At 32.4% G+C, this 24,658-nt stretch carries 25 protein-coding genes; 16 read left to right on the top strand and 9 right to left on the bottom strand.

Features of this window, described 5'->3' with window-relative positions; genetic code table 11:
• The first annotated feature begins 146 nt into the window (after positions 1 to 146).
• Positions 147 to 1,778, top strand: a complete 1,632-nt coding sequence (locus tag ISP02_RS09595) for an ABC transporter ATP-binding protein/permease (protein ID WP_195721346.1) — start codon at positions 147 to 149, stop codon at positions 1,776 to 1,778.
• Entirely contained in the window at positions 1,775 to 3,454 is a 1,680-nt protein-coding gene (cydC, locus tag ISP02_RS09590) for a thiol reductant ABC exporter subunit CydC (RefSeq protein WP_195721345.1), read from the top strand. The genes ISP02_RS09595 and cydC overlap by 4 nt, the downstream gene beginning before the upstream one ends.
• Positions 3,455 to 3,567: 113 nt before the next feature.
• Here cydC and ISP02_RS09585 read toward each other — a convergent pair whose 3' ends face one another.
• Positions 3,568 to 4,011, bottom strand: coding sequence for a MarR family winged helix-turn-helix transcriptional regulator (locus ISP02_RS09585; protein ID WP_195721344.1), 444 nt, complete (start codon positions 4,009 to 4,011; stop codon positions 3,568 to 3,570).
• 227 nt (positions 4,012 to 4,238) lie between these two features.
• Between ISP02_RS09585 and ISP02_RS09580 the strand changes: the two genes are divergently transcribed.
• Genes ISP02_RS09580 through ISP02_RS09565 form a run of 4 tightly spaced genes read left to right on the top strand, consistent with a single transcriptional unit; the run spans position 4,239 to position 7,055 of the window.
• On the top strand, positions 4,239 to 5,162 hold the full coding sequence (locus ISP02_RS09580) for a CobW family GTP-binding protein (protein ID WP_195721343.1): 924 nt from the start codon (positions 4,239 to 4,241) through the stop codon (positions 5,160 to 5,162).
• Between the two features lie 31 nt (positions 5,163 to 5,193).
• Complete coding sequence (locus ISP02_RS09575) at positions 5,194 to 6,102, top strand: aldo/keto reductase (RefSeq protein ID WP_195721342.1); 909 nt, start codon at positions 5,194 to 5,196, stop codon at positions 6,100 to 6,102.
• A gap of 19 nt (positions 6,103 to 6,121) precedes the next feature.
• Positions 6,122 to 6,421 carry a hypothetical protein gene (locus ISP02_RS09570; RefSeq protein WP_195721341.1) on the top strand — a complete coding sequence of 100 codons (300 nt, stop codon included), beginning with the start codon at positions 6,122 to 6,124 and terminating at the stop codon, positions 6,419 to 6,421.
• A gap of 25 nt (positions 6,422 to 6,446) precedes the next feature.
• Positions 6,447 to 7,055 (top strand): DedA family protein, encoded by a 609-nt coding sequence (locus ISP02_RS09565; protein WP_195721340.1) that lies wholly within the window; start codon positions 6,447 to 6,449, stop codon positions 7,053 to 7,055.
• Between the two features lie 370 nt (positions 7,056 to 7,425).
• On the opposite strand, the gene ISP02_RS09560 is transcribed toward ISP02_RS09565, so the two are convergent.
• From ISP02_RS09560 to ISP02_RS09550, 3 genes are all read right to left on the bottom strand, one after another.
• Complete coding sequence (locus ISP02_RS09560) at positions 7,426 to 7,695, bottom strand: hypothetical protein (RefSeq protein ID WP_195721339.1); 270 nt, start codon at positions 7,693 to 7,695, stop codon at positions 7,426 to 7,428.
• Positions 7,692 to 8,324, bottom strand: coding sequence for a DUF1361 domain-containing protein (locus ISP02_RS09555; RefSeq protein ID WP_195721338.1), 633 nt, complete (start codon positions 8,322 to 8,324; stop codon positions 7,692 to 7,694). The genes ISP02_RS09560 and ISP02_RS09555 overlap by 4 nt, the downstream gene beginning before the upstream one ends.
• A gap of 320 nt (positions 8,325 to 8,644) precedes the next feature.
• Positions 8,645 to 9,073, bottom strand: a complete 429-nt coding sequence (locus tag ISP02_RS09550) for a PPC domain-containing DNA-binding protein (protein WP_195721337.1) — start codon at positions 9,071 to 9,073, stop codon at positions 8,645 to 8,647.
• Between the two features lie 208 nt (positions 9,074 to 9,281).
• On the opposite strand from ISP02_RS09550, the gene norA reads away from it, so the two are divergent.
• The 10 genes from norA to ISP02_RS09500 all read left to right on the top strand — a co-directional run bounded on the left by norA (position 9,282) and on the right by ISP02_RS09500 (position 20,875).
• Positions 9,282 to 10,442, top strand: coding sequence for a multidrug efflux MFS transporter NorA (gene norA / locus ISP02_RS09545; RefSeq protein WP_195721336.1), 1,161 nt, complete (start codon positions 9,282 to 9,284; stop codon positions 10,440 to 10,442).
• 250 nt (positions 10,443 to 10,692) lie between these two features.
• Positions 10,693 to 11,430, top strand: coding sequence for a hypothetical protein (locus ISP02_RS09540; RefSeq protein ID WP_195721335.1), 738 nt, complete (start codon positions 10,693 to 10,695; stop codon positions 11,428 to 11,430).
• A 133-nt stretch (positions 11,431 to 11,563) separates the two neighbouring features.
• Positions 11,564 to 12,433: a UTP--glucose-1-phosphate uridylyltransferase GalU gene (gene galU / locus ISP02_RS09535; protein ID WP_195721334.1), complete on the top strand. Its 870-nt coding sequence runs from the start codon at positions 11,564 to 11,566 to the stop codon at positions 12,431 to 12,433.
• 84 nt (positions 12,434 to 12,517) lie between these two features.
• On the top strand, positions 12,518 to 12,994 hold the full coding sequence (gene ybaK, locus ISP02_RS09530; RefSeq protein ID WP_195721333.1) for a Cys-tRNA(Pro) deacylase: 477 nt from the start codon (positions 12,518 to 12,520) through the stop codon (positions 12,992 to 12,994).
• 173 nt (positions 12,995 to 13,167) lie between these two features.
• Positions 13,168 to 13,926, top strand: coding sequence for a DeoR/GlpR family DNA-binding transcription regulator (locus ISP02_RS09525; RefSeq protein ID WP_195721332.1), 759 nt, complete (start codon positions 13,168 to 13,170; stop codon positions 13,924 to 13,926).
• The gene (gene pfkB / locus ISP02_RS09520; RefSeq protein WP_195721331.1) at positions 13,923 to 14,846 is read left to right on the top strand and encodes a 1-phosphofructokinase; all 924 of its coding nucleotides are present in this window, start codon (positions 13,923 to 13,925) and stop codon (positions 14,844 to 14,846) included. The genes ISP02_RS09525 and pfkB overlap by 4 nt, the downstream gene beginning before the upstream one ends.
• 1 nt (position 14,847) lies before the next feature.
• Complete coding sequence (locus tag ISP02_RS09515; RefSeq protein WP_195721330.1) at positions 14,848 to 16,794, top strand: PTS fructose transporter subunit IIABC; 1,947 nt, start codon at positions 14,848 to 14,850, stop codon at positions 16,792 to 16,794.
• 385 nt (positions 16,795 to 17,179) lie between these two features.
• Complete coding sequence (locus ISP02_RS09510; RefSeq protein WP_408020133.1) at positions 17,180 to 18,511, top strand: hemolysin family protein; 1,332 nt, start codon at positions 17,180 to 17,182, stop codon at positions 18,509 to 18,511.
• A 260-nt stretch (positions 18,512 to 18,771) separates the two neighbouring features.
• Entirely contained in the window at positions 18,772 to 19,611 is an 840-nt protein-coding gene (locus ISP02_RS09505) for an aldo/keto reductase (RefSeq protein ID WP_195721328.1), read from the top strand.
• 229 nt (positions 19,612 to 19,840) lie between these two features.
• Positions 19,841 to 20,875 carry a glycosyltransferase family 2 protein gene (locus ISP02_RS09500; protein ID WP_195721327.1) on the top strand — a complete coding sequence of 345 codons (1,035 nt, stop codon included), beginning with the start codon at positions 19,841 to 19,843 and terminating at the stop codon, positions 20,873 to 20,875.
• 718 nt (positions 20,876 to 21,593) lie between these two features.
• Here the strand turns inward: ISP02_RS09500 and ISP02_RS09495 are convergent.
• The 5 genes from ISP02_RS09495 to queC all read right to left on the bottom strand — a co-directional run bounded on the left by ISP02_RS09495 (position 21,594) and on the right by queC (position 24,625).
• Entirely contained in the window at positions 21,594 to 21,845 is a 252-nt protein-coding gene (locus ISP02_RS09495; RefSeq protein ID WP_195721326.1) for a GlsB/YeaQ/YmgE family stress response membrane protein, read from the bottom strand.
• A 70-nt stretch (positions 21,846 to 21,915) separates the two neighbouring features.
• Positions 21,916 to 22,503 carry a hypothetical protein gene (locus ISP02_RS09490; protein WP_195721325.1) on the bottom strand — a complete coding sequence of 196 codons (588 nt, stop codon included), beginning with the start codon at positions 22,501 to 22,503 and terminating at the stop codon, positions 21,916 to 21,918.
• Positions 22,504 to 22,816: 313 nt separating this feature from the next.
• Complete coding sequence (queE, locus tag ISP02_RS09485; protein ID WP_195721324.1) at positions 22,817 to 23,533, bottom strand: 7-carboxy-7-deazaguanine synthase QueE; 717 nt, start codon at positions 23,531 to 23,533, stop codon at positions 22,817 to 22,819.
• Positions 23,526 to 23,951 (bottom strand): 6-carboxytetrahydropterin synthase QueD, encoded by a 426-nt coding sequence (gene queD / locus ISP02_RS09480; protein ID WP_195721323.1) that lies wholly within the window; start codon positions 23,949 to 23,951, stop codon positions 23,526 to 23,528. Before queD ends, queE begins: the two co-directional genes overlap by 8 nt.
• Positions 23,951 to 24,625, bottom strand: coding sequence for a 7-cyano-7-deazaguanine synthase QueC (gene queC / locus ISP02_RS09475; RefSeq protein ID WP_195721322.1), 675 nt, complete (start codon positions 24,623 to 24,625; stop codon positions 23,951 to 23,953). The genes queD and queC overlap by 1 nt, the downstream gene beginning before the upstream one ends.
• Positions 24,626 to 24,658: the final 33 nt, after the last annotated feature.

Here is a 24,658-nt window from a genome sequence, read left to right as displayed (position 1 = left end):
AACTGGGTTTTATTAATTAGATAACTCGTAAAATACATAAAGATTGTGACAAAAATATGTAATACAAAAATAATTTGATGTGAAATGCAAAGCTTATTCATTTAAAAATAAAACAAAGAGATTATAATATAATTTAGGTGATATTTGTGAAAAGATTAACAAAGATTGCATTGAAATATAAAATATATCCAATAGGTATGGCGATTGTAAGCATGCTTCTAGCATTAACAGTAGTGATACAAAATATCGCTATTGGTAAAGTTTTGAACGAGGTTTTAATAAATAAAAATTTTCAAATATATGTATTAATTATAATAACTGGTCTAGTTTTGTTACTTAGAGCTATATTTAATATGTTAAATATATCATTAGGTAACCAAATGGCTTTTAAAGTAGCGCAATATTTTCGACAACAGGCAATTGATAAAAATTCGAACGTGCCTATAGGTAGTCAAGTTAATATAGTTACAGAAACTATTGATGGCATATTACCATTTTTTAACGGTTATTTACCACAGGTATTTAAATCAATGATGATACCGTTTTTTATTATTATTGCAATGCTTTTTATTCATTTAAATACAGCTTTAATTATGTTGGTAACTGCACCTTTTATTCCGCTATTTTACATCATCTTTGGCTTGAAAACTCGTGACGAGGCAAAAGATAAAATGACATATTTGAATCAATTTAGTCAACAATTTTTGAATAAAGTAAAAGGTTTAATTACGTTGAAATTATTCAATCGTACAGCTCAAACTGAACGAGAATTATATAAAGAAAGTACACATTTCAGAACGTTGACTATGATCATTTTACGTAGTGCATTTTTGTCTGGTCTAATGTTAGAGTTCATTACGATGTTAGGTATCGGTCTCGTCGCATTAGAAGTAGGACTAGGACTCGTGTTATTTCACAATGTGAACTTTGAAACTGCAGCGATAGCGATTATTTTAGCTCCTGAGTTTTATAATGCGATTAAAGACTTAGGTCAATCATTCCATACAGGAAAACAAAGCGAAGGCTCTAGCGATGTCTTATTCGACTTTTTAGACGGTGCTGAGACTAACGTAGTTGCGCAGCCACATGTTACAGATTCAGAGCATATTATAGAGTTAAAAAATTTATGGCTTAAATATAATGACTCATCAGATTATGTGCTCCAAAATATTAATATAACAATTGAAAATGGCGACAAAATTGCATTAATTGGTCCAAGTGGTGCTGGGAAATCGACGTTAGCTAAAATAATCAGTCAGCAACTACAACCATCGAGTGGTGAAGTGCAAATGAATTCACAACATATTAATTTTGGTGTTTTAAGTCAGGCGCCTTATATTTTTAATACATCAATTAGAAATAACGTGACGATGTTTGATAACGATATTGATGAAGAGAGAATAGTAAATGTTCTAAAAGAAGTGAATTTGCATCAAAAAATTAATTTATTAGATGATGGTATAGATACACATATCGGTGAAGGTGGCGAGATGTTATCAGGTGGAGAGATGAGAAGAATTGAGTTGGCAAGGGTGCTATTATTGCAACCTGACGTGTTGATTTTTGATGAGCCAACGACTGGTTTAGATATTGCAACAGAAAAAATTATACAAGAAGCCATAGAGCACCATTTCCAGCGACAAACAATTGTATTTATAGCTCATAGAATTAGTACAATTCGACAAGCAAACAAATGTATAGAACTAAAAAACGGTCAAATTCAACGTATTGATAACCAAATGGCAGTATCAAAGTTAGAAGGTGATGATTCATTATGAAACCACGTATTCATTTTAAAATAGATAAAGATTTAGTACTAGCTGTGGTAGTGGGTGTACTGGGTAGCCTTGTAGCATTGGCGATGTTTTTCTTAAGTGGTTATATGGTGACTCAAAGTGCACTTGGTGCGCCATTATACGCATTAATGGTCTTAATTGTATCTGTGAAAATGTTTGGTTTTTTACGTGCAATATTTAGATACATTGAACGTTTATTATCACACCGTACAACGTTTACAATGTTAAGGGATGTAAGGGTTCAATTTTTCAAAGGCTTAATTCCAGTAGTGCCAGATATATACAGAAAGTTTAAATCTACAGAATTACTTTCTAACATGATTGGCCGGATTGAAGCCTTACAAAATATTTATTTGCGTGTTTACTACCCGCCAATTGTCATAGGATTAACGTCAATTGTATCTATTATAGTGTTATTTATTTTTTCTTATGTACATGCGTTAGTCATCTTTGTGAGTATGCTGATTACATTAGGGATAGTGCCTTGGATAAGTGCCAAAAAATCTAGCAAAATAAAACACATTAAACGCGATGCTCAAAATAATTTTATGGAGCAATATTATGATTATAAATCTGGTTATGAAGAATTAAATCGCTTTAATAAAGTTGAAGATTTTAAATATAAAGTGCATGATTCGTTGCAACGATACAGCCAAGCTCAAGCTAAAGAACATCATTTTTTAACACTGTATGATTTCTTACTAAATATTATTGCTATGGTATCGCTCTTTTTAACGTTATTGTTAGGTGTGCTTCAAGTGCATAACGGAAATTTAGACGTGGTTTATTTAACAAGTATCGTCTTAATGATGTTGACGCTATTTGAACAAGCAGTGCCAATGAGTAACGTTGCTTATTATAAAGCGGATACTGATGATGCTTTAAGCAGTGTTAATGATATAATGGCGCATCCTGTCCAACAGGGAACAAATGATCTAATTACAAATACGTCTCATAATAATCCGATTATAGAATTTAACGATGTTACTTTTAAATATTGGCAACAGTACTTACCCGTGATTAGTAATGTAAATTTACAAATTAATCAAGGCTCACATGTAGCTATTATTGGACCTTCTGGTTCGGGTAAAAGCACATTGTTAAATTTAATGTTAGGTCTATACGAAACTAATACTGGTAATGTTAAGTATCATCAACAAGACATTCATCGTATTGATAATGAACAAAAATATGCTTCGATAAATGCATTGTTGCAATCTCAACAAGTATTTGATGGTACGTTAAGGGATAATCTCTTTACAACTCGTAGTGATGTAGAAATTAGAAAAGTGTTAGATTTACTCGGTTTATCAGATATGTCGCTCGATAAAGAATTAGATCTGAGTGGTAATAATGTCTCAGGAGGCGAACTCCAACGTATCAGTATTGCTAGATTGTTATTAAAAGAAAGTGATTTATGGATAATGGACGAGCCAACGACTGCATTAGATATTATTAATACCGATAAAATAATGTCTTTAATCCATGACCATGCACAAACACTTATCGTTGCGACTCATGATTTAAGATTATTACTACATTTTGATGAAATCATTGTGATGGTTGAAGGAGAAATTATAGAACGAGGCACATACGAAACGTTGTTAGCACAACAAGGATATTTATATGATGTTTTAAAATTAAATGATGTGCAATAATTAATTGCTGATATACAAATAAAGAGGTTAAACAATTTATTGTTTAACCTCTTTATTTAAATTTATTGATGTCAATTTTAATAACTTCTACGATATTTTAGCATGTATCCATGTTACTCATTTTCGTATTCAGTAAAGGCATTTATAACTTTGCCAAGTAATCTATTTAGTTCAGCGGCTTCATTTGAATCAAGTGAAGATGCTACTGCAACGTCTTGACATGCAGTTTCCAATTCAGGACGAATTCCTTCACTTTTATCTGTCAAATGAATAAACACTTCGCGTTGATCGACTTCTGATCTTTCTCGCTTAATTAAATCGACCTGTTCCATACGTTTTAATAATGGTGAAACAGTCCCTGTATCTAATGCTAATTCGGTAACAACCTTTTTAACATTAACTGGTGATTCTGCCCACAAGATAGTTAAAACTAAAAATTGTGGATAAGTAAGTTTATACTTTTTAAAGACATTATTTGAATAGTAGCGATTTACTAGTCTTTGTGCATTGTATAAACTGAAACATAATTGCTCCTTTAAATTTAGTTGCTCAGACATTAAGTTCTCCTCCAGACATCCTAATCCGTATTTTCTCTGTGCATCGGAATTATATCCGTCTATGTTGTATAGATTCCATTTGCAAACACACTTTTGTACTTTGCCATGCTAAAATATTAAGTGTGATTAAAGTGTAGAAGATATTTAATATTTTATCAAGTAAAAGGTTAATTATAGTTTTAAATTATTTTTTATGCAAACAATAAATTTTGAAATGAGTGATTTTTATGAATTATTTTAAGGAACAAAAGCTTGCGGTAACTATTGTGACTGGTTTTCTTGGCAGCGGAAAAACAACATTTCTTAATAATTATATACAAAATTTATTAAAAAGGGAGGAAAATCCTCAAATTGTTGTTAATGAAGTTGGTAATTTCGATGTGAATAATCAATTTTCAAAAGAAGTACCAGTCATTCCAATGCTGAATGGTTGCGTATGTTGTGATCTAAAACAAGATTTATTGGTACAATTAAAACAAGTCATTGCTAAAAACGAATATGATCACATTGTTATAGAAGCTACTGGTATCGCACATCCAATTGAAATTATAGCCGCTTGCCAAGACCCCGAAATTATCGATGAAGTTGCTCAACCGTTTATTATTGGTGTAGTTGACGCAACTACTTTTATAGATAGAGAGCGCTACACACCTCAGACTAAGAAACTTATGGAAGAACAATTAAGTGTATGCAGTTTATTGTTAGTGAATAAAATGGACTTAATAACTGAAGGGGAGCGAGAAAAGTTAACGGAATTAAATATTATAAACGATAAAGCGACTATTTTTTATACTACATATGGGCGTGTTTCTAATGACCAAATAAGATCGGTTAATCAAAAGGATTTGCAACTAGAACATTCTCATGGAGACCACCATAATATTAATTCGTTAAATTATACCTTTACCTCCGCAATCGATAGACGTCTGTTTTATCAATTTATTTTACGACTGCCAGAAAATGTTTTAAGACTGAAAGGATATGTAATGTTTCGCGATGAGCCGAATGTCATTTATGAATTTCAATATGCTCACGGTATGCCAAACTATCAACCAGTAGAATGTGATAAAAATTTAACAATTGTTATTATTGGTGAACATTTAGATGTTGAGAGAATAAAAAATAAGTTAGACATGTTACAATTTACGTAATCAACAAAACGTTATTAAGGATGTGTTATAGATGGACAAGGTTACAATTAATCAGCACGTTTCTTTTTCAAAAATGATACAAGGATTTTGGCGCACCCACACATGGGAATGGTCATCACAACAACTAAATAAATATTTACATGAATTAGTTGATAGAGGTATTACTACTATGGATCACGCAGATATTTATGGTGACTACACATGTGAGGGAATATTCGGTGAAGCATTAAAACTATCTCCCAAACTTAGAGAAAAGTTGGAAATAGTGTCTAAATGTGGCATTGTGTTACCTTCTGACGAACTGTCATGGACGAATGGACATCGCTATGATCATACGAAAGCACATATTGAACGGTCAGTTAATAGATCGTTGACAGAGTTAAATGTCGACTATCTTGATTCTTTACTTATCCATCGCCCATCTCCATTAATGGATCCTAATGAAATCACTGAAGCATTGAAAGAATTAGTGACAGCTGGAAAAGTTAAGTCATTTGGAGTGTCTAATTTTAATAAATCTCAATATGATTTATTGAATAATAATTTGGTATGTGACAAATTACATATCACGTTAAATCAATTAGAATTATCACCATATACGCTTGATGCACTTGATGATGGTACTATTAATCATATGTATAAAGATGAGGTCAAAGTCATGGCATGGAGTCCACTTGCTGGAGGCAAACTATTTAGCTCAGAAGATGCAAAGGCACAAAGAATTATGAATATAATTGAGCCTTTAGCACAAAAATACCAAGTTACGGCTTCTGGAATCATTATGGCATGGCTTAATAAGCACCCTGCTCAAGTTATGCCTGTGTTAGGTACGCATCAAATTAGCCGTATTGATGATGCGTTGGCAGGATTTAATATTACACTTACAGATCAAGAATGGTTTGATATTTATACTGCATCACTTGGTCATGATATTCCATAATTAAAAGGAGAAATAGCAAATGAGTCAAAAGAACGATCAACATCAAGAGAAAGAAGCAAGATTCCAACGAAACCTAATAAATTTTCCCTTTTTAGGTTTCGCTATAGTGATATTGTTATTAAATATTGCATATCCCGATATTAATGTATTTCTAGCATTATTTGGTTTGTTTTTCTTATATAATGGCGGATTGTTATTCGTGTCATTCGTTAAACATTACAAACGGACAATGTTGCAGTCATTAATTTTAACAATATTAACAGGCGGTATATTTGGTACGCTAATATACCTATATGGTTCAGTTAATAATTTATTCTAAAAAATTAGTTATTAGGAGAAAATGAATGGAAAAATGGATTATTCATTTTATGGAACAATATGGTTACTTTGGTATTGCGTGGTTAATATTTTTAGAAAATATTTTCCCGCCTATACCGTCTGAAATTATTTTAACCTTTGGCGGATTTATGACAACGAAATCTGATATAAATTTCATTGGTGTCGTTATAACGTCTACAATCGGTTCGGTTATTGGCGCGATTGTATTATATGGTATAGGTGTTTGGATAGGGGAAGATAAATTATTTAAGTTAGTACAAAAGTACGGTAAATTTTTACGTGTAAATGCGGAAGATTTAGCTAAAACTTTTAATTGGTTTGAGCGTTACGGATATTGGACTATTTTCTTTTGTAGGTTTATTCCTTTGATACGTAGTCTTATTTCTATTCCCGCTGGCATTACAAAAATGAATATATGGCTTTTTATTTTATTTACGACACTTGGTACACTGATATGGAATATCATTTTGATATATCTTGGGCAAACTGTAGGTGGGAATTGGCACCTAATTGTAAACTACATGGATATTTATTCTAAAATTATTTATGTTTTATTATTGATTCTTGTTATATATATACTATTCAAATGGTTAAAAAGAATACGACAAAAGTAATTATAGCGTCATTAAAATATTAAATTTAGTGTGAAGTTAAAATCAACTTTGTGACTTAAAATATCTTTGACTAATGTATAGACGTCAATTGCTATCGAAATAATATAGCAATTGACGTTTGCTTTGTTCTTATAAAATTATGCAACTCGTTGAATTTTTTGATTTAGGACCATTAAGAAGTATACGAATTCTAGCTAGATTTAATTTAATGCTTGAACCGTCACGCGAGTATAAAGCGAAATACTGTCGTGATTGTTACAAAAGCAAACCATACAATACGTAATTTTGAATATAAAAAATTAACCCTTAATGATTTTAAATCATTAAGGGTTATTAGTTTGAGACCGATGTCCCAAAACTGTTTTATTATTTAAAATAAGCAAATGTAAACGGCTACATATTCAAAGAAAGTAATAATATACATATACTTCAATCTTAATTTAACTTTTAAAGGTACTGACCATTCTGGGTAGCGCTGTTCATAATAAAACAACTGTAGAAAAAATAGGGCAATGCCTAATGGAAAAACCATTAAAATTATGCTATGAAATATTGAAAAACCTACTTCATGTAGAAAATGGCCAATAATGAGTTGGAGTAAGATAATGATAGTTATTAAAATAATAATTTTTGTGATCATTTCGCGATACGAACTCCTTTCATAAACAGCACAAGTAATAATTGCAAGGCCACCATCAACAATACAAATATAATAGTATCAATATTAAAGATAGCCACAAATACTTCTCTAAATATACGTAATGGTTCATTGATTAAATAAACAGAATGGACACGTAAAAATCTACCCATATAAATGCCTAGGCCATTTAAAAACATCATAATTAGGATAATGACACGATTTAACCACATATAATGCGTGAAAGTGCTCATTTCGAGGAATATGAGCAATAAACAATATAAGGAGAAAAACACTGCTGCTACTAGGTACGCAAAGTATTTCCACTCAACAATATTTAGTCCAGCGTAAAAGTTAAATGCAAATTGATTTAAATGAATTAAATCTGTAATCATATAAAATGTATTGGGAACCATAAAGACAAAAATAAGCGAAAAAATTATAAATAATGGCCATTCAAATTTTCGTTTGGGCTTAAATAATTTAAGTAATAGGCATAGTTCTAAAGGTATATATGCCAAAAAGAGGTTTAGTGTCATAAAACCATATACATTATTTTTTAAGATAGAAATTACAATAAGCAACAGAAATACAATACGTGCTATATATCTTACTTTATATTTAAAGTTCATAAGACTTACCTTCCTTATTAAAACTGCTATTTTATACTCATAATAATACAAAGTGAATTTGAGAATATGAGGTTTAATAATACACGTTTTGATTTTTATAATCAATAGAAAAGGAATGAAAATAGGAAGCTTCCTTTATCTTACCACGATGAACACGTATTTATTATGCACATGAACTCATCGATAAAAAAGTTTAGCGTTTTTTCTATGGCATATTATTACTGTTAGTAATGACCTAGAAAATCAAAACATACTAAAACAGGAGTGAAACCTAGTAGTTTCATGATTTCACCCCTGTAAAAGTGCAAAGTAATGACTTATCATTTAGTTGATAAATCTAATAAATTCAAACCAATTTGGCTACTGTGTTTGCGATTGATATCTAATTCTGTCATAGTAATCACAATTTCAGCTGTGGCGGATACGACGGCCTTGGTCAAATGACCACTTAACGTTTGGTATTGATTGGTACCAAACGTGGCATGAAGATGCGCGAATGGCGTATCGTCAATATGCGAGATGTTACCGAGTAAGCTAATTAATTCAAGTGGCTCTTGGACTGCTCTTTTTTCGTATGTTTGAGTTTCAAGATTATAAAAATTTAGTTCTACGCCTTGGCAAGCACCAATGCCACTTACAGTACCAAATTTACCATTTTGTTGTTGTGCGATTATTGTAACTTGTTCAACAATATCTTCACCTTGTTCTAAAACTAATACAATAGTTTGTCCGTAAACTTTATAGTTCATATAACTCCCACCTATTTGTATATTTCTGTATAATTACTAAATACCCCGAGTTGATTTGTTCATAACGCTAAAAAAGTTTATTTTAACTATTGTGTTCATTATGGAAGTTGTAATAGAATGTTGTAATATTGTACAAATTAATCATTTTAATTCTTTTGTGAATTAACCAGTTAAGTGACTTTATATTTTATAGTGGGGAGAGTGAATTATGAATAAACAGTTTTATGTCTTATATTTTAATATTTTTCTTGTTTTTTTAGGTATAGGCTTAATAGTTCCTGTATTACCTGTATATTTGAAGGATTTAGGTTTAAAAGGTAGCGATTTAGGAATTTTAGTAGCTGTCTTTGCTTTAGCACAAATGTTTATATCACCTTTTGGTGGAACATTAGCTGATAAACTTGGTAAGAAGTTAATAATATGCATTGGGCTGTTACTCTTCGCTATTTCAGAATTTTTATTCGCAATTAGTCATTCTTTTACTTTATTAATAGTGTCGAGAATTTTAGGTGGTTTCAGTGCTGGTATGGTAATGCCAGGTGTTACAGGATTAATAGCAGATATATCTCCATCTGGTGATAAGGCCAAAAACTTTGGCTACATGTCCGCAATTATTAATTCAGGCTTTATTTTAGGACCGGGATTAGGTGGATTTTTAGCTGAATTCTCACATAGATTACCGTTCTTCGTTGCAGGATTTAGTGGTATCCTCGCCCTAATTTTATCTATTATACTTATTCATAATCCTAAAAAGACGACAACGGCTGGTTTTACGAACTATCAACCAGAGATGTTAAGCAAAATAAACTGGAAAGTATTTTTAACGCCAATCATACTTACGCTTGTATTGGCATTTGGATTGTCTTCATTTGAGACGCTGTTTCCATTATACACTGCAGACAAAGCACATTATTCACCTTTAGATATTTCAATAGCAATTACAGGTGGTGGTATTGCAGGCGCAGTATTCCAAGTCTTTTTCTTCGATAAATTTATGAAATATTTCAGCGAACTAAATTTCATAACTTATGCGCTGATATATTCAGCAGTAATTTTAATTGGTTTGACGATAACGCAAAGTTATTGGGGAATCATGATAGTGAGTTTTATCGTTTTTATAGGATTTGATATGATTCGTCCAGCAATTACGAATTATTTTTCTAATATTGCGGGTGATCGCCAAGGATTTGCTGGTGGTTTAAACTCTACTTTTACGAGTATGGGAAACTTTGTAGGTCCGTTAGTGGCAGGCTCGTTATTTGATGTTAATTTTGAGTTCCCATTATATATGTCTATAGTTGTAATGATACTAGGTGTACTTGTAATTTTCATCGAAAAAACTTTGAGAAGGAAACGAAAAAACGCTTAATCTTAAAGTCTAAAAATAACTTTAAACCTGTGAGTAAACCACACTTTTATCTAAAAAAAGTGTGGTTTATTGGTTATTAAAGTATTTAAAATCGTGGTTTTGTGACAATTTTGTTATAGTAATTTTTTGGATTCGTAATAAATATGTTATATACATTACATTCTTTTTAAATTGCGCTACACTTAACCTTTTTACGCTATTATTTATGTTACTATTTATTAAAGTAATAGAGTAATTGGGGAGGTAATTTATGAAAAACATAATGCTAGGGCTGGTAACATTTTTACTAGCATGCTTTTTAGCCTTCCTATTATTTATTGCTACTAATCAATACGCACTAATTAAAGTACATGAATTTATATGTAGTAAACCCCATGTCAAAAATATTGTTGTTAATAAAGTGGAAAGTATGTTTTCAAACTACAATACAATTGATGCTGCCATTCAACCTAAAGGTCTAAATAATCCTAGAAATGGGAAGCGGTCTATTGCAATTGCGCAAAATACTACTAATATTTCTAATAACGATGAAGTAGCAAACAAACATTTGCCTCAATTTACTTCTGCTATAGGCTCAGCCCAATCAATGGTAAATAGTAATAATCAAAGTCATAATCGATACCATGACTATGCTATAGACAAAAGTTTTAATGGTAAATATTATTATATTTTTACGTTTGAAAATGCAAAACAAAAAGGCACATATTGTAGAGTCACAGTTAATTCTAATAATAGTCCTAAAATTTTTGATATGGATTTCAAACCAGTTAAAACTAAAAAGCAGAATATCAATGTTACTAATCAAGAAAAGTCTGTCATTGCTCAAATGTATGCCCGAGACCAATTATCTTCACATGCAAGATTGCAAAATGAAAGACATACTACTAGAGGTATAATATATTCATTTATCGATTCATTAAATAATAAACAACTCAAAGTAAACGTGACTAATTCAGGTAATGTAGTTAATTTACCAACGCGAGAATAGCCCAATAACTTTAAAAAATGTTACGATTCACATAAATCTAAGTAGATTTGTGTGAATTTCTTTATACTAATAAATAAGTAATTAATGTTAAGCTATGTTTAATAATGTATATATAATGAAAAGGGTGAACTTTGTGAAAAAGATAAAAAAAGCAATCATACCTGCTGCGGGTTTAGGTACAAGATTTCTACCAGCAACAAAAGCGATGCCAAAAGAAATGTTGCCTATATTAGATAAACCAACAATTCAATACATAGTAGAAGAAGCTGCTAAAGCTGGAATCGAAGACATAATTATTGTTACAGGTAAGCATAAGAGAGCTATAGAAGATCATTTTGATAATCAAAAAGAATTAGAAATGATTTTAGAGGAAAAAGGCAAAGATGATTTGTTAGAACGCGTGAAATATTCAACTGAGTTGGCGAATATTTTTTACGTGAGACAGAAAGAACAAAAAGGTTTAGGTCATGCCATTTATTCTGCCCGTCAATTTATAGGCGATGAACCATTTGCAGTACTATTAGGCGATGATATCGTCGAATCAGATACACCAGCAATTAAACAACTTATAGATATATATGAACAAACAGAAAAGTCGGTCATTGGCGTACAGGAAGTGCCAGAAAATGAAACGCATAGATATGGCATTATAGATCCTGTTGCTCACCAAGAGCGCCGTTACGAAGTTAAAGAATTTGTAGAAAAACCAGCTGAAGGGACTGCACCATCTAACTTAGCTATTATGGGACGTTACGTGCTTACACCCGAAATCTTTGATTATTTAGAAACTCAAGGTGAGGGTGCTGGAGGTGAAATACAGTTAACAGATGCTATAGAGCGCTTAAACAAAGATAATCAAGTTTTTGCGTATGATTTTGAAGGCAATCGTTTCGATGTTGGAGAGAAATTAGGTTTTGTTAAAACTACGATTGAATTTGCGCTAAAAGATCAAACAATGAGTGAAGAACTAAAATCGTTTATTAAGACGCTTGATATTGATTAATTGACAATGTGAATTGCACGGCTAGTTGTATGGCTGCAAAACTTTGAACTATAATATCAATAATGACAATAGAAGGTATGATTGATGAAACATAAAAAAACAAATGCGATGCGCATATTAGAAAAAGCTAACATCGAATATGAGGTGAATCGTTACGAAGTTACTCATAAACATATGGATGGTATTACTGTGGCACAAACAGTTGGGGTAGACGTTAAGTATGTCTATAAAACTTTAGTGTTAGAAAACGCTCGACATGAATGTTTTGTATTCATTATTCCTGTAAAAGCATCATTGAATTTGAAGCAAGCAGCAAATTGTGTGCATCAAAAGAAATTAATGCTATTACCGGTTGAACGTCTGAAACAAGTGACGGGTTATATAAGAGGTGGTTGTTCCCCTATAGGTATGAAAAAACATTTTCTGACTTACATAGACGAAAGTGCGCTAACATTTGAGTCGATTTATGTGAGTGGTGGAGAACGAGGTGTGCAAATTAAAATTAATGTCAATGATTTAATAAACATCGTAGAAGCGGACGTTGTAGATATTATAGAATAATAATAAATGAAATCGTAAACTATTCAGTTTACGATTTTTTTGGCTATTGGCTGTTTTTGATTGAATTCATTCAAAAACAGCTATAATTTTGATTGTTTATGAGTGGAAATGATGAAAAATGATTGCTTTAAGAAAACGTATACATTATAATAATCGTGAGATGAGGTGGGAAGATGATTACGGAAAAACGGCATGAATTAATTTTAAATGAACTTGCAAAAAAAGATTTTTTATCACTGCAAGAATTGATCGACAATATCGGTTGTAGTGCATCAACGATACGTAGAGATTTGTCTAAGCTGCAACAATTAGGTAAATTAACGCGTCTACATGGCGGCGCTACACTGAATCAATCAGTTGTCATAGAACCTAATCTTATTGATAAACGTAGTCAAAACCTACAAGAGAAAAAAGAAATTGCCCAAGTTGCTTCAGGGTTAATTGAAGATAACGATTGTGTGTTTTTAGACGCTGGTTCATCTACTTTAGAAATGATTCCGTTTATTACAAGTAATCAAGTCACTGTAGTGACGAATGGTCTTACCCACGTTGAAGAATTAATCAAAAATGGCATAAAGACGATAACGATAGGTGGACAAGTTAAATCTAATACTTTTGCTACTGTTGGTCCTAGTGCAATAGAAACACTTGGTCGCTATCGCTTTGATAAAGCGTTTATTGGTATTAATGGCATCGATGTGAAATATGGTTTAACTACACCTGATGATCAAGAGGCTTTTGTTAAAAAATATGCATTGAAACAAGCATTAAATAAATTTGTAGTAGCAGATACTTCTAAATTTAATAAAGTGTTTTTTACCAATGTATCTATTGACCAAGATGTATCAATCATCTCTTCAGAGCAAGTTGAGCAAGTGGAAAACTATGAATTATTTAATCAACAATATAACGTTATAGGAGGAAAACGATGATTTATACAGTTACTTTTAATCCATCAATTGACTATATTATGGTCTCTAGGGATTTTCAAATAGATGGTTTAAATCGCGCTTCATCAACACAGAAATTTGCTGGGGGCAAAGGAATTAATGTTTCGAGAGTACTTCAAACATTAAATATTACATCGACAGCTTTGGGGTTTGTTGGTGGATTTCCGGGTGACTTTATCAAAGCTATACTTTCAAGTAGTAATATTGTTGACGATTTCATCGTTGTTGATGAGGACACGCGTATCAATGTGAAATTAAAAACTGAGAACGAAACTGAAATCAATGCGCCAGGTCCTCATATTACTGAAGAACAATTAGATGCTTTACTTGGGAAAATCAAAAAGACAACCGAACAGGATATAGTAATCGTCGCTGGCAGTGTACCGACAAGCATTGGGAATGATATTTATGAAAATATTGCAAAAATAACTAATGAAACAGGCGCACAATTAGTTGTAGACGCTGAGAAACATCTTGTTGAAAGCGTACTATCTTATGGCCCTTTATTTATTAAACCTAATAAAGATGAGCTAGAAGCAATGTTTAATGTCTCTATTAATAGTGATGCAGAAGTGGTTAAGTATGGTCGTGAGATATTAGCACAAGGAGCAAAATCAGTTATCGTTTCACTTGGGGGAGCAGGAGCAATCTATATAGATAATCAACAAAGTTTCAAAGCTACTGTTCCTAAAGGCAAAGTAATTAATACGGTAGGTTCAGGTGATAGTACAGTCGCTGGTATGGTTGCTGGTTTAACATCTGGTTACTCAATAGAATCAGCCTTTAAATTAGCAGTTGCTGCGGGAACGGCAACGGCATTCAACGATGACTTAGCTCAAAATGAAGCAATTAAAAATATAGAATCACAAGTTGAAATTAGTAAACTTGATGGGAGTGATTAATATGAGAATAACTGAATTATTAACAAAAGATACGATAGCAATGGATATAAATGCCACAGAGAAAAATGGAGTTATAGAAGAACTTGTAGCTCAACTAAATCAAGCGGGTATATTGAATGATGATGATGCTTTTAAAAATGCAATATTTGATAGAGAATCACAAAGTACTACGGGCATCGGCGAAGGAATAGCAATACCGCACGCTAAAGTAGCGGCTGTCAATAAGCCTGCTATTGCTTTCGGTAAATCACAAAGCGGCGTTGACTATCAAAGTCTTGATATGCAACCGGCGCATTTATTTTTCATGATTGCCGCACCTGAAGGCGGGGCTCAAACACACTTAGATGCCTTAGCAAAATTATCAGGCATATTAATGGATGATAAGGTCAGAGCCGATTTATTAGCAGCTCAATCTCCTGAAGAAGTACAACAGATTATCGACCGTGCTGACGATGAGGCTACTGAAGAAGAAAATGAAGAGCAACAAGGTGCTCAAACGGCTACTTCAAATGATGTGACAGGTGATGAGCCTTATATATTAGCCGTAACGGCTTGTCCTACGGGGATAGCTCATACTTACATGGCTCGTGATGCGTTGAAAAAGCAAGCTAAACAAATGGGCATTCAAATTAAAGTTGAAACAAACGGCTCGGGTGGCGTAAAAAACGCGCTTACCGATGAAGACATTGCTAAAGCTACTGGTATTATTGTAGCCGCTGACGTACATGTTGAAACTGACCGCTTTAACGGTAAAAATGTAGTAGAAGTACCTGTAGCCGATGGAATAAAACGTCCAGAAACGTTAATTAATTTAGCACAAGACACATCTAGAAAACCATTTGTTGCTTCAGGGGAACAACGTAGTAAATCAACTGAGGACAACGATCAAGGTATAGGCAAAACGATATATAAACATCTTATGAGCGGTGTATCTAATATGCTACCTTTAGTTATTTCTGGTGGAATATTAATGGCAATTGTGTTTTTATTTGGCGCGAACTCATTTGATCCAAAAAGTTCTGAACATAATGCCTTCGCAGAACAATTATGGAATATTGGTAAAAATAGTGCCTTCGCATTAATTATTCCAATTTTAGCAGGTTACATTGCAAGAAGTATTGCTGATAAACCAGGTTTCGCCGCTGGTTTAGTAGGTGGTATGTTAGCAGTATCAGGCGACGCAGGATTTATTGGTGGTATTTTAGCTGGTTTCTTAGCAGGTTATTTAACGCAAGGCGTTAAACGTTTAGTAAATGGTTTACCTCAATCTTTAGAAGGCTTGAAACCAACTTTAATTTATCCGGTATTATCGGTTACTATAACTGGTTTGTTAATGATTTATGTTATTAACCCGCCAGCTTCATGGTTAAATAATTTACTATTAAATGGATTGAATGGTTTGTCAGGTGCCAATATTGTATTACTTGGATTAGTAGTTGGAGCAATGATGGCAATTGACATGGGTGGTCCTTTCAACAAAGCTGCATATGTATTTGCGACGGCTGCACTAACTGAAGGAAATAGCGCACCAATCACGGCAGCCATGATTGGTGGTATGGTGCCTCCAATCGCAATCGCACTCGCTATGTTGATTTTCCGTAAAAAATTCACAAAAGAACAAAAAGGTTCAGTTATTCCTAACTTTGTTATGGGATTATCATTTATAACTGAAGGTGCGATACCATTTGCAGCAGCCGATCCATTACGAGTTATTCCGTCAATGATGGTAGGATCAGGCGTAGCCGGTGCAATTGCTTTAGGATTAGGTTCAGCAATACAGGCGCCGCATGGTGGTATTATCGTAATTTTTGCAACTGACATTGGTCATGCATTGCAATCATTAATTGCAATTATTATAGGAGCTCTGGTTGCAGCGATAATTTACGGCTTGTTAAAACCAAAAGTAACAGAAGTAGAGGCAGAAGCTTCAGAAGCTATGAATGAATAATAATCAACTGATGTGATTTATAATAAATTTAAATAGACTATTGTCAAAACGTTACCATTTAAAAAGTATTAGATGGTAACGTTTTATTATATAATTGTGAATATATTAAGCGTCTATGTAGATGAATTAATTTAACAGGTAAGCAGATAAATACTGTTATTTATATTGATTATTAAATTAATACGCAATGTTACAACTTACAGTTGTAATATGATAGAATGAAATTCATACGTCAATTTTTTTGGGAGGTGTTACAATGGGAAGGATTTAGTCTTAATCACTAATAATCATATAGATTCAAAACAAAGACGGTCACCTGTTGTGACACGTAAAATTTGGAGGTGAATCCCTAGTAATAGGGAGTTAATTGGAAACAATACCCATAATGAACTTAGTAATATTTTTTCTTTTAATTGCATTGACCACGGTATTCGTAGGATCGGAATTTGCGTTAGTTAAAGTGAGAGCTACAAGAATCGAACAATTAGCAGCAGAAGGCAACGGAAGCGCTAAAGTTGTAAAAAAAATGATAGGTAATTTAGATTATTACTTGTCTGCTTGTCAACTTGGTATCACTGTGACATCACTTGGATTAGGTTGGTTAGGAGAACCGACTTTTGATAAATTGTTGCATCCTTTATTTGAATTATTACATTTACCCGAACCCTTAACTACGACAATTTCATTTATTATTGCATTTATCATCGTGACATATTTGCACGTTGTATTAGGTGAGTTGGCGCCTAAGACATTAGCTATACAATATACTGAAAATTTAGCGCTTGTATATTCACGCCCACTGTACTATTTTGGTGTAGTAATGAAACCTCTAATTTGGTTAATGAATGGCTCTGCACGAGTAATTATACGTATGTTTGGTGTGAATCCAGATGCAAATAATGATGCGATGTCTGAAGAAGAAATCAAAATTATTATAAATAATAGTTACAACGGTGGAGAAATAAACCAAACAGAATTGGCTTATATGCAAAATATATTCTCATTCGATGAGCGCCATGCGAAAGATATTATGGTGCCAAGAACCCAAATGATTACAATGAATGAACCTTTCAATGTAGATGAATTATTAGAAACAATAAAAGAATATCAGTTCACACGTTATCCAATTACAGATGACGGTGATAAGGACCATGTCAAAGGCTTTATTAATGTTAAAGAGTTTTTAACTGAATACGCTTCAGGGAAACCAATTAAAATAAGTAACTTCGTACATGAATTACCAATGATTTCAGAGACAACTCGTATTAGTGATGCTTTAGTTAGAATGCAACGCGAACATGTTCATATCAGTCTAATTATTGATGAATATGGCGGTACTGCAGGCATTCTAACCATGGAAGATATCTTAGAAGAAATCGTCGGAGAAATACGTGATGAATTTGATGATGATGAAGTAAATGATATCGTAAAAAAAGACGATAAGACGTATCAAATTAATGGGCGTGTGTTATTAGATGACTTAAATGAACAATTCGGCATAGAATTTAAAGATTCTGAAGATATTGATACGATTGGTGGTTGGTTACAAGCACATAATACTAATTTACAACAAAAAGATTATGTCGATACTGAATTTGACCGTTGGATCATTTCAGAAATTGAAAACCATCAAATTATCTCAGTCATATTAAAAATTGAATATAATAAAGAACGCATTGACGTCGCCGATAATGACGATGATTCAGAAGTAGATTAATGTAAATGTGGCTCAGTTATAAATTGTTTGTCTGAGTCCTAGATCAAAGGAAACGCAGCGGCTGACTAAATTAAAAATGCGCTCATAAAAACGCTTTTCAATTCTAGTCATCTATGCGGGGGTGGGACTACGAAATCATTATGATTTCTGTCCCACTCCCTTCTTTGTATTCAAATAGTAATGATTAAATTCATGAAAATTGGAAATATAGTTAATGTATTAATTTTTATTATTTTTATCGCTATGAGAGGAGAATAACTATGGACAATGATGTATATTATTTAAATAATGGTTACCCAATGCCTAAAATTGGTTTAGGCGTTTATAAAATAACAAATGATGAGATGGAGATAGCTGTCCATAGTGCATTAGAAGCCGGGTATAGAGCTTTTGATACGGCATATTTTTATGGGAATGAGCAAGCTTTAGGTAATGCTTTACGTAATTCAGATATAGATAGAGAAGACTTATTTATTACATCTAAATTGTGGAATGATTTCCAAGGTTATGAAAATACGAAAGCATATTTTTATAAAACTTTAGAAAATCTAGGTACAGATTATTTAGATTTATATTTAATTCATTGGCCTTGTGAAGCGGATGGACTATTTATAGAAAGTTATAGAGCCATGGAAGAATTATATGATGAAGGTAAAATACGTGCTATCGGCGTTTGCAACTTTGAACAACATCATTTAGAAACGCTCATGAAGGAAACTAAAATTGTTCCTGCAGTGAATCAAATTGAAGTACATCCTTATTTTGATCAACATGAGTTGCAAGCTTATTGTGATGAAAAAGATATCGCCGTAACAGCTTGGATGCCTCTAATGAGAAATAAAGGTTTGTTAGATCACCCAACAATAGTTAATATTGCAAAAGAATATAATAAAACCCCTGCTCAAATTGTGTTGAGGTGGCATCTAGCGCATAACAGGTTGGTTATTCCAAAGTCTAAAACACCATCGCGAATTGAAGAAAATTATAATATTTTAGATTTTAATTTAGAATTAACTGACATAGCCGAAATCGATAGTTTAAATAAAAACCAACGTCAAGGCAACAACCCCGATAAGGTTCATATAGGTTCTTTAAAATAAATTTATAATTTGAAAGCTTTTATTTAAATACAGAATGGATTATTAGTGTAACTTGATTTAGCAGTAGTCCTTATTTTTGTTAAAATAATTATACTTTTGTAAAAACTATAATTATTGATGTGAAGCCTAAAATGAACAAACATAATATTTGGTTTCGTTTAAATAATTTATTATAACGCTGGTATATATTGTGATTACGTAATTAAAAAAGAATGAGGGTGGCACATTTATGAACATTAGAGTCATTGTACCTTGTTATAATGAAGGTGAAGTTATTCTAAAAACTTATGAGCGATTAACCGAAGTATTATCTCAAGATAGTGAGAGTCGACAATATGATTATGAAATACTTTTTGTCGACGATGGTAGTAGAGATTCTACTATAAATTATATACAGGATGTTGCGAATAAAGATTACCATATTAAATTTGTTTCATTTAGTAGAAACTTTGGAAAAGAGTCTGCCATGCTCGCTGGTTATCAATATAGTACAGACTGTGATGCAGTAATAATGATTGATGCAGATTTACAACATCCACCTGAATTTATACCTAAAATGATAGAAGGCTATTTGGATGGGTATGATCAAGTCATTGCTAAGCGAAATCGTGAAGGTGAGAAAAAGCCTCGAAAATTACTAACAAGAAGTTATTATAAATTAATTAATTACTTTGTAGATATTAATCTAGAAGATGGTGTCGGTGATTTTAGATTGTTAAGTAATCGAGCTGTTAAGTCTATTGCTTCACTTGAGGAGTACAATCGTTTCTCTAAAGGATTATATGAGTGGATTGGCTATAATACACAAGTCTTCACATACGATAATGTTGAGAGAGAAGAAGGCGAATCGAAATGGTCGTTTAGTAACTTGTTAAATTATGCTATTGACGGGCTTATATCTTTTAACAATAAACCTTTAAGAGCATTAATATATTTAGGTTTGTTCGTGTCTTTTGTTAGTATGTTGTATATAATATATATCTTTTGTGGCATTTTACTTGAAGGTGTCGATACACCAGGTTATTTTTCAACAATAGCGGCGATCCTTCTGTTAGGGGGTATTCAGCTTATCTCAATTGGCATTATTGGTGAATATATTGGACGTATTTATTATGAAGTCAAACAAAGACCTAAATACATTGTGTTAGCGACTAATATTCATGAACAAACTAAAGACAATGGAGAAATAGGAACAGACTATGTTCCAAACTTTGAAGATCATGCTCAACATCAAACAGATAAAACGCCAATTGATAATAAATGAGTTTGAGATACAACCTTAACAAAGAAGAGTCAAGGGCATAAATAGCTCTGACTAAAAATAAACGCCAATTTCTATTGAAATAATATAGAAATTGGCGTTTTATTTGATTTTATGAAATTTTGCAGCTCGTTGCGCTACTATCTTCTTATATTCAGTAGTATTAAGAAAAAATAATTATTGTTTAACTTGGGTTATGCCTCGAATCGACGTTCGAGTAAAACTTCATACATTGATTTTTCAATGGGGAATACGAACAATCTTCGCATTCATATTCATATAACTTAAAGTCCCGTTTGAATCCATATCTATCATTCCGATAAGCGCACTTTTTAAAGCTTATTCGTTTGTGGTTCTTACAAATAAGTTCATCATTAACTTAGTTGTACTGTCGGTGTAGCGTCATAATCCGTTTTAGGATTTACTCTAAAGTAATTGATTTCGAGAAAGACACATCATTTTAGAATGATAAGGTGTGTGGCTGCCAAGATAATTGTTTGTATTCATTGCGTTCACATTTAGGTATTGTTTCGACAATGCCATTTAAAAATTGTGCTATGCCATTCATAGGAATTAACAGTAAAGTTTCCGGGGGAGTGCAAAAGATGAGTCATGCTATAAATTTTTCGAATAAAGTTCAAAAAAAACGGCACATTCTATCTTGTTTCAATAGAATGTGCCATTTTTACATTAGTTAAAGATATTTTAACTCTCATCGTAATTATTTTTTACGTAATTTACCTAGGATAAATGATACAACCGCCACTAGAATAATTGTACCAATTAGTGCTGGGAAGATAGCAATGCCACCTAAGTGCCAACCCCAATCTCCTAGTAACCATGAACCTAGTGCAGAACCTACGATACCAGCAATGATATTACCTAAAATACCTCCAGGAATATCTTTGCCTAAAATCCCGCCAGCAATCCAACCAATTAAACCACCAACGATTAACATAAGTATAAAGCCCATACAAATCGGCCTCCTTTTTAAAAAATTAATTATGATTATATATACCACTAAAGTAATTTATATAATCATTTTAATTTTTAAATACTTTTTGCCATAAAATAAATAAAAGGAAAATGATATATATTAATATGAAGGCATACCAATAAGGTGTTAAAAGCATCATAACTACGAACGATAATATATAAAGTACGTGACCAACTAGTATTGGATTTTTAACGCGTTTTATAAAGCGGAATTGTGCTTGTTCATTAGGTTTAAAAGTGCTGTAGAATAACAATATAGCTGCAATTAAAGAGATGGCAGGTGCTAGATATGGTACTGACATATAATAGGAGTCGTGACTCGTATCATAAGTAAGGATAGTAGATGTGCTTAAAATAATTGTAAGTACAACTGCTATAAATTTTTGATCTTCAATAAATAAGACTCGAACTTTATTATTTATGTAAAGTTGTAGTAGTGTCCATATGATTAATGACAATACAAATGTGAATGTAATGTAATCATATTCACCACTTATAAATAAATTGATAAGACCATTAACAGTAATTGCAATGAGAATAGAGCTATACTTAAGTTGTTTTAAATTCTGGCGATACAGGTCAAATCCTAATATGACGACTGTAACTATTATGTTGATGATAATAGATATTAGCATTTTGGTCTCCTTACATTAATAGTTCATTGCAGTATTATATCAATATATGCCTTGTTAAGCATTTAATAACAATAAATAATGTAAACTTTTATTTTTGTTAAATATTGTGATGTTAAAAAAATGTTTGATTTAAACAATTTATAATTAAGATTTCTTAATTACATTCGTACAAATATGACTAAATATTGCTTGAAACTTTAGTCAAAAACACATTTTATATGCAAGCACGCACTGTTGCTATGTCGTAAAAAGACGATGTAAATCTATGGTGAAGTGGCTTACTTCTTCAGTGTCCAGTACCTTACATTAGGCATTATACTCCTTTTTTATTACTCCACAACAATGTATGCAGTTGTGGTAATACATAGACATTGTTCATATCACTACTTTCCATGACACGAGTGACAAGACTTTCATATAATGATAATAATTTTTCTGTATGATGAGATACATGTTCACCGTCTAAATAAGGGTTACCGACTTGTAAATAAAATGGTATAGAAGGATAACGATGATGAATCATTTTAGCAAACGCATAATCTTCATTATCAAATATGACTACTTTTAAATTTAAAGTGTCGTGTTTACATTGTTTGATAACTTCATCTAGTATGAATAAATTAGGCTTCATTTTTGAACTTGGTGGTTTAGGGCTAATAGTTAAATCATCAATTTGTGTCATCCAAGGTTGGAATTTACTACCTTGTGTTTCTAACGCACTATAAATATTTTTCCCTTCAAATAAATCAACAAGTTCTTGAATACCTTTTATTAGGGCAGGATTACCACCCGATATAGTTACATGATTAAACATTTCACCACCAATTTGATAAAGTTCGTCATATATTTCTTCAGCAGTCATCATACGAATATCTTCTTTAGCGCTACCGTCCCAAGTGAAGCTTGAATCACACCAGCTACAACGATAATCACAGCCAGCCGTTCTAACAAACATGGTTTTGCGGCCGATTACTCTGCCTTCGCCTTGAATCGTGGGTCCAAATATTTCTAAAACTGGAATTTTAGCCATTGTTATGCTCCTTCGGACGATATATAACATAACTTGTTGGCGTTTCACGAACATAAACTTGTAGACATTGTGGCTCATTTAAACGACTATCTAAACTATTTTGTACCATTTCATAAATTGTTTGTGCCACGATTTCTGTTGATGGACTTTTATCTTTAAACATAGGTAATTCATTTAACAATTGATGGTCAAATGAACCATGGATAAGTTTTTTTAAATCACTGAAATTTACTAAAAAGCCATTATGATCAAGTGTGTCGCCTGCTATAGTTAAATTGACAAAATATGTGTGACCATGCGTGCGCATACATTTTCCAGCGTCTTCACTTGGAATATAATGCGCAGCTGAAAAATTAAAATCTTTATTTAATTCAAACAAGTAGTTATGATTTACTTGAGGATAGTTTTGTTGAAACATTATTTATTCGCTCCTTTATCGGCCAAATAGTTGTTCAAACCACGCGCGCGTAATTTACAGGATGGGCATGTGCCACATCCATCTCCAATAATCCCGTTATAGCATGTTAATGTACGCTCTCTTACGTAATCTAATACACCTAAATCATCACTTAATGCCCATGTCTCTTTTTTATCTAGCCACATTAATGGTGTATGAATTACAAAGGTTTTATCCATTGATAAATTCAAAGTAACATTTATTGATTTAACAAAGCTATCACGACAATCTGGATAACCAGAAAAATCAGTTTCACATACACCTGTAATTATATTTTTAGCATTAAGTTGATAAGCTAAAGCACCAGCAAAAGATAAAAATAATAAATTCCGGGCAGGTACAAAAGTATTGGGTACATCGTCACCATTTGCTTCAATAGCCATCGTTGAGTCAGTTAATGCATTAGGTGTTAATTGAGATAATAATGACATATCTAGCACATGGTGTTTAAGTTGTTGTTCATTAGCTATAGTTTGTGCCACTTCAATTTCTTGAGCATGCCTTTGTCCATATTTAAAAGTTACTAATTCAACTTCGTTAAAATGTTGTTTTGCCCAAAATAAACATGTCGTACTATCTTGACCTCCGCTAAACACTACAATCGCTTTATTTTTATCTAATAATTGCTCTGTCATTTAAAATTTCGCTCTCCTTAAAGGTAACTACTG

Origin of the sequence: Staphylococcus durrellii (assembly GCF_015594545.1) — a bacterium.
Taxonomy (GTDB): domain Bacteria; phylum Bacillota; class Bacilli; order Staphylococcales; family Staphylococcaceae; genus Staphylococcus; species Staphylococcus durrellii.
This window is presented reverse-complemented; position numbering and strand designations above follow the sequence as displayed.